General features: G+C 49.1%; 10 protein-coding genes. All 10 read left to right on the top strand.

Annotated elements, in window-relative coordinates:
• Positions 1–7 precede the first annotated feature (7 nt).
• The 10 genes from sdaAB to smc all read left to right on the top strand — a co-directional run bounded on the left by sdaAB (position 8) and on the right by smc (position 11,873).
• Complete coding sequence (sdaAB, locus tag BTR1S_RS02920) at positions 8–670, top strand: L-serine ammonia-lyase, iron-sulfur-dependent subunit beta (protein ID WP_006638209.1); 663 nt, start codon at positions 8–10, stop codon at positions 668–670.
• Between the two features lie 24 nt (positions 671–694).
• Positions 695–1,597 carry an L-serine ammonia-lyase, iron-sulfur-dependent, subunit alpha gene (gene sdaAA / locus BTR1S_RS02915; protein ID WP_006638208.1) on the top strand — a complete coding sequence of 301 codons (903 nt, stop codon included), beginning with the start codon at positions 695–697 and terminating at the stop codon, positions 1,595–1,597.
• The gene (recG, locus tag BTR1S_RS02910) at positions 1,575–3,623 is read left to right on the top strand and encodes an ATP-dependent DNA helicase RecG (RefSeq protein ID WP_006638207.1); all 2,049 of its coding nucleotides are present in this window, start codon (positions 1,575–1,577) and stop codon (positions 3,621–3,623) included. The genes sdaAA and recG overlap by 23 nt, the downstream gene beginning before the upstream one ends.
• A 105-nt stretch (positions 3,624–3,728) precedes the next feature.
• Positions 3,729–4,295 carry a transcription factor FapR gene (gene fapR, locus BTR1S_RS02905; RefSeq protein WP_006638206.1) on the top strand — a complete coding sequence of 189 codons (567 nt, stop codon included), beginning with the start codon at positions 3,729–3,731 and terminating at the stop codon, positions 4,293–4,295.
• A gap of 17 nt (positions 4,296–4,312) precedes the next feature.
• The gene (plsX, locus tag BTR1S_RS02900) at positions 4,313–5,305 is read left to right on the top strand and encodes a phosphate acyltransferase PlsX (protein ID WP_006638205.1); all 993 of its coding nucleotides are present in this window, start codon (positions 4,313–4,315) and stop codon (positions 5,303–5,305) included.
• 17 nt (positions 5,306–5,322) lie between these two features.
• A complete protein-coding gene (fabD, locus tag BTR1S_RS02895) occupies positions 5,323–6,276 on the top strand; it encodes an ACP S-malonyltransferase (RefSeq protein ID WP_029418515.1) in 954 nt (317 codons plus the stop codon).
• On the top strand, positions 6,269–7,012 hold the full coding sequence (fabG, locus tag BTR1S_RS02890) for a 3-oxoacyl-[acyl-carrier-protein] reductase (RefSeq protein ID WP_029418514.1): 744 nt from the start codon (positions 6,269–6,271) through the stop codon (positions 7,010–7,012). Before fabD ends, fabG begins: the two co-directional genes overlap by 8 nt.
• Before the next feature lie 76 nt (positions 7,013–7,088).
• Positions 7,089–7,322 carry an acyl carrier protein gene (gene acpP, locus BTR1S_RS02885; protein WP_003181706.1) on the top strand — a complete coding sequence of 78 codons (234 nt, stop codon included), beginning with the start codon at positions 7,089–7,091 and terminating at the stop codon, positions 7,320–7,322.
• A 143-nt stretch (positions 7,323–7,465) separates the two neighbouring features.
• Complete coding sequence (rnc, locus tag BTR1S_RS02880) at positions 7,466–8,215, top strand: ribonuclease III (protein ID WP_006638202.1); 750 nt, start codon at positions 7,466–7,468, stop codon at positions 8,213–8,215.
• A gap of 97 nt (positions 8,216–8,312) precedes the next feature.
• Positions 8,313–11,873, top strand: coding sequence for a chromosome segregation protein SMC (smc, locus tag BTR1S_RS02875; RefSeq protein WP_006638201.1), 3,561 nt, complete (start codon positions 8,313–8,315; stop codon positions 11,871–11,873).
• The last annotated feature ends 16 nt before the right edge of the window (positions 11,874–11,889 follow it).

Genomic DNA, 11,889 nt, shown 5'->3' with positions numbered 1-11,889 from the left:
GATACGGATGAAGTACAGAAGTGTGTTTGATATTATCGGGCCCGTCATGATCGGTCCGTCAAGCTCGCATACGGCCGGCGCTGCCAGAATCGGCAGGGTCGCCAGAAGCGTATTTGGAAGAGAGCCGAAAAAAATCGTCGTTTCATTATACGGTTCTTTTGCCGAAACATATAAAGGCCATGGAACAGATGTGGCGATCATCGGCGGACTTTTAGATTTTGATACATTTGATGAAAGAATTAAAGACTCCATCCGCCTTGCCGAGGAAAAGGGAATTGACATCGAGTTCCGTGAAGAGGAAGCGGTACCCAAACATCCGAATACAGCCCGCCTTCTTATTTCCGATGATCAAGGTTCCCTTGAACTTGCAGGTATTTCGATCGGCGGGGGAAAAATAGAAATTATCGAGCTTAACGGCTTTGAGCTCAGATTGTCGGGAAATCATCCCGCCATTTTAGTCGTCCATAATGACCGGTACGGAACGATTGCAGGCGTTGCCAATGTACTGGCGAAATTTGCAATAAACATCGGCCATATGGAAGTGGCCCGCAAAGATATCGGCCAGGAAGCGCTGATGACAATCGAGGTCGACCAAGCGATCGATCCGGCCGTATTTGAAGAACTGAGAGCGCTGCCGAATATCATCGAAGTGACGCAGATCGCTGACTAAAAGGACAGGGAAGAGGGAGATTACATGTTTCGAAATGTGAAAGAATTGATTCAGCTGACAAAAGAGAAAAACGTCTCCATCTCAGAAATCATGATTACCCAGGAAATCGCGGTGTCAGGCCGGACGAGGGAAGAGATTTTCAAACAGATGGAGGCTAACTTGGACGTGATGGAAGCTGCTGTGCAAAAGGGCATCAGCGGCGTTCAGTCTCATTCCGGTTTAACAGGCGGGGACGCCGTCAAGCTGCATGCGTATCTTACATCAGGTAAAGGGCTGTCCGGAGATGTGATTTTAGATGCCGTCAGCAAAGCGGTTGCAACCAACGAAGTCAATGCGGCTATGGGGACGATTTGTGCGACGCCGACGGCAGGATCCGCAGGCGTCGTTCCGGGGACCCTGTTCGCTGTCAAAGACAAGCTTCATCCGACAAAGGAACAGATGGTCCGCTTTTTATTCACCTCGGGCGCGTTCGGATTTGTCGTTGCCAACAATGCGAGCATCTCGGGAGCAGCCGGCGGGTGCCAGGCTGAAGTCGGGTCGGCCTCCGGAATGGCGGCGGCGGCCATCGTCGAAATGGCGGGAGGAACGCCTGAACAGTGCGCCGAAGCGATGGCGATCGCTTTGAAAAACGTGCTCGGCCTTGTTTGCGATCCTGTCGCCGGCCTTGTCGAGGTTCCATGTGTCAAACGAAATGCGATGGGAGCGGCGAATGCAATGGTTGCCGCAGATATGGCGCTTGCCGGTATCACAAGCCGCATTCCGTGTGATGAAGTCATTGATGCGATGTATAAAATCGGCCAAACGATGCCGACGGCCTTGAGAGAGACGGGCCGGGGCGGACTCGCCGCAACCCCGACAGGAAAAGAATTGGAGAAAAAAATATTCGGAGGGGCGTCATCTGCACGTGAAAAACAATCTGCAAAATAGTATATCTGTTATAAAAGGAATCGGGACGGAAACGGAAAAAACGCTGAATGAGCTTGGGATCTACGATATTTCCGATCTTTTGAACTACTTCCCGTACCGATATGACGATTATGAATTGCGCGATTTGGAAGAAGTGGCACATGAGGAAAGAGTGACGGTCGAAGGGAAGGTTCACAGCGAGCCTTCTCTTACCTATTACGGGAAAAAGCGGAGCCGTCTCACCTTTCGGCTTTTAGTCGGAAACTATTTAATCACGGCGGTCTGCTTTAACCGGCCGTATTTGAAAAAGAAGCTGGCCATCGGTTCGGTGGTCACCGTTTCAGGAAAATGGGACAAGCACAGGCAGTCCGTGATGGTCCAGGAACTGAAAAACGGCCCCCACAAGGAAGATCAGACGATAGAACCCGTCTATTCGGTAAAAGAAAACATAACGGTGAAGACGATGCGGAAATTGATTCAGGAAGCCGTCCGCACCCACCTGCAGCATGCCGAAGACCCACTCCCTGAAAAGCTCAGGCTCGCCTATAAGCTCCCCTCCTATCAGGATGCAGTCAAAGCGATCCACAAGCCGGAAACGAGGGAAGCGTTAAAGCAGGCGCGCCGCCGCTTTGTATATGAAGAATTTTTGCTGTTTCAGCTGAAAATGCAGGCGTTGCGAAAGTTTGAACGGGAGCAGTCCGACGGGATCAGGCATACTTTTAAACGTGAAGACGTAGATGCGTTTGTCAACAGCCTTCCATTTACATTGACGAACGCACAAGCGAAAGCCTTAAGCGAAATATTGAAAGATATGGCTTCCGATTACAAAATGAACCGGCTTTTGCAAGGTGACGTCGGTTCAGGCAAAACGGCCGTCGCCGCCATCGCCTTATATGCGTCCATATTGTCCGGCTTTCAGGGGGCGCTGATGGTGCCGACAGAAATACTGGCCGAACAGCATGCGGACTCATTGGTCTCCCTGTTTGAAAACCTGGATGTCAATGTCGCGCTTTTGACAAGCTCTGTGAAAGGGAAAAGAAGACGGGAGCTATTGGCAAGATTACAAGAAGGCGAGATTGATATTTTGGTGGGGACGCATGCCCTGATCCAGGATGATGTGCATTTTAAACAGCTCGGCCTCGTCATTACGGACGAGCAGCATCGTTTTGGCGTCGAACAGCGAAAAAAATTGAGAAGCAAAGGAAAGGACCCGGACGTTCTGTTTATGACGGCGACGCCGATTCCAAGAACATTGGCGATCACCGTGTTTGGAGAAATGGATGTGTCGATCATTGATGAAATGCCGGCCGGACGCAAGCGGATTGAGACATACTGGGTAAAGCACGACATGCTGGAGCGGATTCTCGCTTTTATTGAAAAAGAATTGAAAAAAGGCAGGCAGGCGTATGTCATCTGTCCGCTTATCGAAGAATCCGACAAGCTCGACGTGCAAAATGCAATCGATGTCCACAGCATGCTGACCCATGCGTTTAGAGGAAAATGGCAGATCGGGCTGATGCACGGGAAGCTGTCCAATGATGAAAAAGAACATGTGATGAGGCAGTTCAGCAGCAATAAATGCCAGATTCTTGTTTCGACAACCGTTGTTGAAGTCGGTGTCAACGTTCCGAATGCGACCGTCATGCTGATTTATGATGCAGACCGCTTCGGGCTGTCCCAGCTTCACCAGCTTCGCGGCCGGGTCGGGCGCGGCGACCATCAATCCTACTGCATCCTGATGGCCGATCCAAAATCCGAGACGGGCAAAGAGCGGATGAGCATCATGTCTGAAACGACGGATGGCTTTGAGCTTTCTGAAAAGGATTTGGAGCTGAGAGGTCCGGGTGATTTCTTCGGCAAAAAGCAAAGCGGGATGCCGGAGTTTAAAGTCGCCGATATGGTCCATGATTACCGCGCCCTTGAGACAGCCAGAAAAGACGCGGCAGAACTCGTCTCATCCCAGGCGTTCTGGACGGATGCCGAATACGCGGGGCTGCGGGAGCATTTGCAAAAAAGCGGAGTCATGGACGGGGAAAAGCTGAGCTGATGCGAAAACTTGTCGTGAACAGGTAAAGAAAGATTGCATTCCAATCTATGAAATTATATACTACTATTAGTACCTAGTCACAAATGTGCGGATGGTGTTTATAATATGAGAAAAAGTAAAAGAGAACGCCAAGAATTGCTGCAGCAGACGATAAAAATGACCCCGTTCATTACAGACGAAGAGTTGGCGGAGAAATTTAAAGTCAGCATTCAGACGATTCGTTTAGACCGTTTGGAACTTTCAATCCCCGAACTGAGGGAAAGAATTAAAAGTGTTGCCGAAAAATCCCTCGAAGACGAAGTGAAGTCGCTTCCGCTCGACGAGGTCATCGGGGAAATCATCGACCTTGAGCTTGATGAGCATGCGATTTCAATTCTTGAAATCAGAAGAGAACACGTATTCAGCCGCAACCAAATTGCCAGGGGGCATCATTTGTTTGCCCAGGCCAACTCGCTTGCCGTTGCCGTCATTGATGATGAGCTCGCATTAACCGCGAAGGCGGACATCCGCTTCACGAGGCAGGTCAAGCAGGGGGAGCGGGTTGTTGCAAAAGCGAAAGTCGTTAAACTTGATAAAGAAAAAGGCAGAACGGTTGTCGGCGTGAACAGCTATGTTGCCGATGAGCCTGTATTTTCAGGCGAATTTGTCATGTATCGTTCAAAACAATCATAGAAGGTGGCGCATTTGTCATGAGAATTGCTGTAGATGCTATGGGAGGCGACAATGCTCCCAAAGCGGTCATCGACGGAGTGATGCAGGCGGTCAAGGATTTCCAGGACCTCGAGATCACGCTTATCGGAGACCGGGAAAAAATAGCCGCCCATTTAACAGAACACGGGCGGATTACCGTCAAACATGCGGAAGAGGTTATTGAAGCGACCGACGAACCTGTCAGGGCCGTCAGAAGAAAGAAAAACTCTTCAATGGTTCTGATGGCTGCGGAAGTTGCAGAGGGCAGAGCCGATGCCTGCATTTCCGCGGGGAACACAGGCGCCTTAATGACGGCCGGACTTTTTATCGTCGGCAGAATCGAAGGAATCGAAAGGCCGGCATTGGCGCCGACTTTGCCGACGGTTTCAGGGGAAGGCTTTCTTCTTCTTGATGTCGGAGCAAATGTAGATGCGAAGCCGGAGCACCTCGTCCAATACGCGATTATGGGTTCTGTTTACGGAGAGCAGGTGCTCGGAGTGAAAAATCCGAGAATCGGACTTTTGAATGTCGGTACAGAAGACAAAAAAGGAAACGAACTTGCAAAACAGACCTTCCAAAAGCTGAAAGAGACCAATTTGAATTTTATCGGCAATGTGGAAGCGAGAGACATGCTGGATGGAGTGGCCGATGTCATCGTGACTGACGGTTTTACCGGAAACGTTGCCTTAAAGACGGTTGAGGGTGCGGCATTGTCTATCTTTAAAATGCTGAGAAGCACGCTGACTTCGAGCTTTACCGCCAAATTGGCTGCTTCGGCGCTGAAGCCGAAACTGAAGGAAATGAAAACGAAGATGGACTACTCTGAATATGGCGGAGCCGGGCTTTTCGGTTTAAAGGCACCGGTCATCAAAGCGCACGGTTCCTCTGACGGTCGTGCCGTCTATCATGCGATCCGCCAGGCGAGAGAGATGGTCAGCCAAAATGTCGCAGCTTTTATTGAAGAAAAAATCCAACAAAAAGCGGATGAATAGTCTGGAGGTTTTACATCATGGGTAAGATTGCTTTTCTATTCCCGGGCCAGGGATCTCAGCATATCGGCATGGGCCGGGAGCTGTATGAGAAAGAGCCGAAAGCGAGACGGATATTTGAAGAAGCTGATGAAACGCTTGAAGCAAATTTGAGCGCTCTTATGTTTGAAGGAGACGCAAAAGAATTGACCCTTACATACAATGCGCAGCCGAGCCTTTTAACGGCCAGCATCGCCGCTCTCGAAAAGTTAAAGGAGTACGGCATTGAAGCCGATTTTGCGGCGGGCCACAGTCTCGGCGAATACACGGCTTTAGTTGCGGCCGGGGCGATGTCGTTTAAAGACGCCGTCTACGCCGTCAGAAAGCGCGGCGAATTTATGAATGAAGCAGTTCCTGCCGGCGAAGGAGCGATGGCCGCCATTCTCGGCATGGACGGCAAAGCATTGGAAGAAGTGACCGACAAAGTGTCAGAAGAAGGGAACCTTGTTCAGCTGGCTAATTTGAACTGTCCTGGACAAATCGTCATCTCAGGGACAGCAAAGGGCGTAGAGCTCGCGTCAGAGCTTGCAAAGGAAAACGGCGCGAAACGCGCGATTCCGCTTGAAGTCAGCGGTCCGTTTCATTCCGAGCTGATGAAGCCTGCCGCTGAAAAGCTGCGCGAAGTCCTTGACGCATGCAGCATTAAGGATGCGTCCATCCCGGTGATCTCAAATGTGACCGCCGACATTGTGACAGACAAAGATGAAATTAAACATAAACTGATTGAACAGCTCTACTCACCTGTCCGCTTTGAAGAATCGATCAGCAGGCTCATCGACGAAGGTGTGACGACATTCATCGAGATCGGGCCTGGAAAAGTGCTGTCAGGTCTCGTCAAAAAAGTGAACCGCAGAGTCAAAACGATTGCTGTATCCGACCCGGATACGATTGAACTCGCTGTTCAAACATTGAAGGAGGAAAACGACCATGCTTGAGAATAAAACAGCCGTTGTTACCGGAGCTTCAAGAGGAATCGGCCGCGCGATCGCGCTGGATCTTGCGAAAAACGGCGCGAACGTCGTCGTCAATTATGCGGGGAATGAAGCGAAAGCGAATGAAGTCGTCGATGAAATCAAAGCGCTCGGCCGCGATGCGTTTGCGATCAAGGCCGATGTTTCCAATGCGGATGAGGTTCAGGCGATGATGAAGCAGGCGATCGAGCGTTTCGGCTCCATTGACATCCTCGTCAACAATGCCGGCATTACAAAAGACAATCTTTTCATGAGAATGAAAGAAAGTGAATGGGACGATGTCATTAACATAAACTTAAAAGGTGTATTCAACTGTGCCAAAGCCGTGACAAGACAGATGATGAAGCAAAGAAGCGGCCGGATCATCAATGTGGCGTCCGTTGTCGGCGTCGTTGGAAACGCCGGACAGGCCAACTATGTCGCGGCGAAATCAGGCGTGATCGGCTTGACGAAAACATTGGCAAAAGAGCTTGCTTCCAGAAACATTACCGTCAATGCGATCGCACCGGGATTCATTTCAACGGAAATGACGGACAAGCTGACAAGTGACATTCAAGACGAAATGCTGAAGCAGATTCCGCTTGCCCGCTTTGGCGAGCCTTCAGATATCAGCAGCGTCGTTGTCTTCCTTGCTTCCGACCAATCACGCTATATGACCGGTCAGACGCTGAATATCGACGGCGGAATGGTCATGGTATAAACAAAGCCAAAAATTGAATTATCTATGGTTTTTTTAAAACGAATCAACTATAATACTTGAGGGGAGGTGAATAGCTATGGCAGACGCATTAGAGCGTGTAACAAAAATCATCGTAGACCGCCTTGGCGTAGATGAAGCTGACGTCACTCTTGAAGCTTCTTTTAAAGAGGATTTAGGCGCTGATTCCCTGGATGTAGTTGAGCTTGTCATGGAACTTGAAGACGAGTTTGATATGGAAATTTCTGACGAAGATGCTGAAAAGATTGCAACAGTCGGTGACGCTGTGAACTACATAAATAGTAAGCAGTAAGCTCATTTAAAGTCCCGTTTAAAGACGGGGCTTTATCCCTTTATACATGCGGCTTTAGTTTAATGTTTTGCCGAATGAAATACGAGCCTGCCTTTTTCTAATAGGAGGTGAGGTGAACCTGATGTGCCCATATGGAGGTTGCTATGTCAAAACATTCACATTTCAGAGACAGGAAAATGGTTCAAAAGAAAGCGGAGCAGTTTAAAAAGTTTCAAGAACGGATTTCGGTTCAATTTCAAAATGAAAAGCTTTTATATCAAGCATTTACACATTCATCTTATGTGAATGAGCATCGGAAGAAGCCGTATGAAGATAATGAAAGGCTTGAATTTTTAGGAGACGCTGTATTGGAGCTGACGATTTCTCAATTTTTGTATGCCAAATACCCGGCGATGAGCGAGGGCGATTTGACAAAATTGAGAGCGGCGATCGTTTGCGAGCCTTCTTTGGTTTCTCTCGCCCATGAGCTGTCTTTCGGAGAGCTTGTTCTTCTTGGAAAAGGGGAAGAAATGACGGGCGGAAGAAAGCGGCCGGCCCTTTTGGCAGACGTGTTTGAAGCCTTTATCGGCGCGCTGTATCTCGATCAGGGGCTTGACTCTGTTGTAGCCTTTCTGAAAGCGTACGTTTTCCCTAAAATCGATGATGGTGCTTTTTCTCATGTGATGGATTTTAAAAGTCAGCTGCAGGAATTTGTACAGCGCGATGGACGGGGCACTTTGGAATACAAGATCCTTCAGGAAAAAGGTCCGGCGCACAACCGCGAATTTGAAGCAAACGTATCGCTAAAAGGAGAAGTGCTTGGGGTGGGAAGCGGCCGTTCCAAAAAAGAAGCTGAACAGCATGCCGCTCAGGAAGCACTTGCAAAGCTGCAAAAACACCATATGAAACAGTAAATCCCCCTTGCCGATTTCAGGGGGATTTCGATATATTTACGCCTTTTATCTGAGGTATGATAGAATTGTAATACTTTAATACATAAGGAGGATCAGGATGTTCCTCAAACGTCTGGACGTAATAGGATTTAAATCGTTCGCAGAACGAATTTCTGTAGATTTTGTTAAGGGTGTGACAGCCGTCGTCGGCCCGAATGGAAGCGGAAAGAGCAACATTACGGATGCGATCCGCTGGGTGCTGGGGGAGCAGTCCGCCAAATCGCTGCGGGGCGGCAAAATGGAAGATATCATATTTGCCGGAAGCGACTCGCGTAAAAAGCTGAACCTTGCCGAAGTGACGCTGACGCTTGATAATGACGACCGCTTTCTGCCGATCGACTTTCATGAGGTCAGTGTGACGCGGAGGGTATACAGGTCAGGGGAAAGCGAATTTCTTATCAATAATCAATCGTGCCGCCTGAAAGATATCATCGATCTTTTTATGGATTCAGGTCTTGGCAAAGAAGCGTTTTCGATCATCAGCCAAGGGAAGGTCGAAGAGATTTTAAGCAGCAAGGCTGAAGAACGGAGAAGCATCTTTGAGGAAGCGGCCGGTGTTTTAAAATATAAAACGAGAAAGAAAAAAGCGGAAAACAAGCTGTTTGAAACACAGGACAATTTGAACCGTGTCGAAGACATCCTCCATGAGCTTGAAGGGCAGGTCGAGCCGCTGAAGATGCAGGCGTCGATCGCCAGGGATTACCTTGAAAAAAAGGACGAGCTTGAAAAAATTGAAATCGCTTTGACGGCGTTTGATATTGAAGAGCTTCACCAAAAATGGGAGGCGCTCAGTCAAAAGGTCGAAAAAGCGAAAGACGAGGAAATGGCCGCTTCATCGGCTATCCAGGCAAAGGAAGCCAAAATTGAAGACACAAGGGATAAAATCCAGGCCCTCGACGAGTCGGTTGATGAGCTTCAGCAGGTCCTCCTTTTGACAAGCGAAGAGCTGGAAAAGCTTGAGGGCAGGAAAGAAGTGCTGAAAGAGCGGAAAAAGAACGCAAGCCAAAACAGGGCCCAGCTTGAAGATACAATCGCCCAGCGCGGAGAAAAGGAAAAAACCTTAAAAGAAAACATCGCCGCGCAAAAGCTCGTATTTGAAAAACTGCAGGGCGAAGTAAAGGATCTCGCAAAGCGGCTCAAGGAAAAAACACAGGCGCTTTCGGTCTACAGCGAAAATGTAGAAGAGGAAATCGAACAGCTGAAAAGCGATTATTTTGAACTCCTGAATGAACAGGCATCACTCCGAAATGAGCTTCAGTTTTTGGAGGATCAAATGTCCCAATCCGCGGCTGTGCAGAAACGCCTTGCGGAAAACAATGAAAAATACTTAAGCGAACGCCGGGAGCTCGACGAACAAAAGGCAAAAGCCGAACACGAATTCAGCCTGTTCGAGGAGCGCCTCGAACACCAAATCAAAGCATACCGGGATGCGCAAAGAAACTATGAACTGAAGAAAAACGAATACGAGAAGAAAGAATCGGCCCTTTACCAGGCTTATCAATACGTGCAGCAGGCGCGATCGAAAAAAGAGATGCTTGAAGCGATGCAGGAGGATTTTTCCGGGTTTTACCAAGGCGTCAAAGAAGTATTAAAAGCCAGAAGCGAACTGCCGGGCATTCACGGGGCAATCGCCGAACTGATCAAGACGGACGAAAGGTATGAGACGGCGATTGAGATCGCGTTGGGCGCTTCTGCCCAGCATATCGTGACTGAAAACGAAGATGCGGCTAGACGGGCGATTCAGTATTTGAAGCAGCATTCGTCAGGCCGGGCGACATTTCTTCCCCTTTCCGTCATCAAAGAGCGGAGCATTCAGCCCCGCGACATCGAGGCGGCAAAGGAAAACCCGTCCTATATCGGGATTGCAAGCGAGCTTGTTTCATTTGACCCGGCGTACAGGACGGCTGTGCAAAATCTGCTGGGGACCGTGCTGATCACAGAGCACTTAAAAGGAGCCAATGATCTTGCCAAACGGCTTGGCCACAGATACCGAATCGTTACGCTTGAAGGGGATGTCGTCAATCCGGGCGGATCGATGACAGGCGGAGCCGTCAAAAAGAAGAACAGTTCGCTTTTAGGCCGGAACAGAGAGCTTGAAGCTGTCACAGAACGCCTTCAGGTAATGGAAGACAAGACAGAAGCGCTCGAGAGCGAAGTCAAAAGCTTAAAACAAGCGATTCAGAAGCTTGAAAGAGAGCTTCAGGCACTGCGTGAAGACGGGGAGCGTTTAAGAGCGGAACAGCAGGAGATAAAAGGGCGCCTGTATGAGCTCGAGCTCGCCGAGAAAAACGTCAACAGCCATCTGGAGATTTACGATCAGGAAAAATCGGCTCTCCTCAAAGAGGACGAGGAAAAGAAACAAAGAAAAAAAGAGCTCGAAGAAAAGCTTGCCGCCATTTCTGAAAACTTAAAAGCGCTGGACGGCGAAATCGAGAGTCTGACGGAAAGAAAACAGACGCAAACCTCGACAAAGGAGACGCTGCAAAGCGAGCTCACCGATCTGAAGGTCGTCCTGGCCAAAACCGAGCAGTCCTGTGCAAACGAACGGGAGAAGCTCGCCAGATTGGAAGAAGAGTTTGCCGAAAATGACGAAGCGCTGAAGATTGCAAAAGAAGATCTCTCCTTTTTGACAAATGAGATGTCATCGAATTCAAGCGGCGAGGAAAAGCTAGAAGAAGCCGCCAAACAGAAGCTGAACGATAAAAATAAAACGGCAGAGCTCATCGCATCAAGAAGGGAGCAGCGGATGAAGCTGCAAAAAGGTCTTGAAACCGAAGAGCTGGAGCTGAAAGAAATGAAGCGCCTGTATAAACAAATGGCAGGCCTCTTAAAAGACGAGGAAGTCAAGCTCGGCCGCATGGAAGTAGAGCTTGACAATCTGCTTTCATTCCTGCGGGAGGAATACGGCCTGTCATTTGAAGGAGCCAAAGAAAAATATCCGCTTGAGCTCGCCCCTGAGGAAGCGAGAAAACGGGTCAAGCTGATCAAGCTGGCGATCGAAGAACTGGGCACCGTCAACCTCGGCAGCATTGAAGAATATGAAAGGGTCAATGAACGCTATACGTTCCTGACCGAGCAGAAAGACGACTTGCTAGAAGCGAAAAATACGCTATTTCAAGTTATCGAGGAAATGGATGAGGAGATGACGAAGCGCTTCTCAGAAACGTTTGCACAAATCAGCTCCCATTTCGAGGATGTCTTCCGCGCGCTGTTTGGCGGGGGCAGAGCCGAACTGAGGCTGACCGATCCGAACGATCTGCTTCAGTCAGGCGTCGATATTATCGCACAGCCGCCAGGGAAAAAGCTGCAAAACTTAAGCCTTCTTTCCGGCGGAGAACGGGCGTTGACGGCGATCGCCCTCTTATTTTCGATCCTCAAGGTCAGACCGGTTCCGTTCTGCGTGCTGGATGAGGTTGAGGCTGCGCTTGATGAAGCGAACGTGTTCCGCTTTGCTCAGTATTTGAAAAAATACAGCGATGAAACACAATTTATCGTCATTACGCACAGAAAAGGAACAATGGAAGAAGCCGATGTTCTCTACGGTGTGACGATGCAGGAATCAGGCGTTTCCAAGCTTGTCTCCGTCAAGCTTGAAGAAACGAAAGAATTAGTTCAATAAAGCGAGGTTACCAGTC

The sequence above is a fragment of the Bacillus sonorensis NBRC 101234 = KCTC 13918 genome (assembly GCF_001592005.1).
Lineage (GTDB): Bacteria > Bacillota > Bacilli > Bacillales > Bacillaceae > Bacillus > Bacillus sonorensis.
This window is presented reverse-complemented; position numbering and strand designations above follow the sequence as displayed.

Coding starts and splice junctions, on each gene's coding strand:
- sdaAB (WP_006638209.1), top strand. CDS start 8: ATGAAGTACAGAAGTGTGTTTGATATTATCGGGCCCGTCATGATCGGT.
- sdaAA (WP_006638208.1), top strand. CDS start 695: ATGTTTCGAAATGTGAAAGAATTGATTCAGCTGACAAAAGAGAAAAAC.
- fapR (WP_006638206.1), top strand. CDS start 3,729: ATGAGAAAAAGTAAAAGAGAACGCCAAGAATTGCTGCAGCAGACGATA.
- plsX (WP_006638205.1), top strand. CDS start 4,313: ATGAGAATTGCTGTAGATGCTATGGGAGGCGACAATGCTCCCAAAGCG.
- fabD (WP_029418515.1), top strand. CDS start 5,323: ATGGGTAAGATTGCTTTTCTATTCCCGGGCCAGGGATCTCAGCATATC.
- fabG (WP_029418514.1), top strand. CDS start 6,269: ATGCTTGAGAATAAAACAGCCGTTGTTACCGGAGCTTCAAGAGGAATC.
- acpP (WP_003181706.1), top strand. CDS start 7,089: ATGGCAGACGCATTAGAGCGTGTAACAAAAATCATCGTAGACCGCCTT.
- rnc (WP_006638202.1), top strand. CDS start 7,466: ATGTCAAAACATTCACATTTCAGAGACAGGAAAATGGTTCAAAAGAAA.
- smc (WP_006638201.1), top strand. CDS start 8,313: ATGTTCCTCAAACGTCTGGACGTAATAGGATTTAAATCGTTCGCAGAA.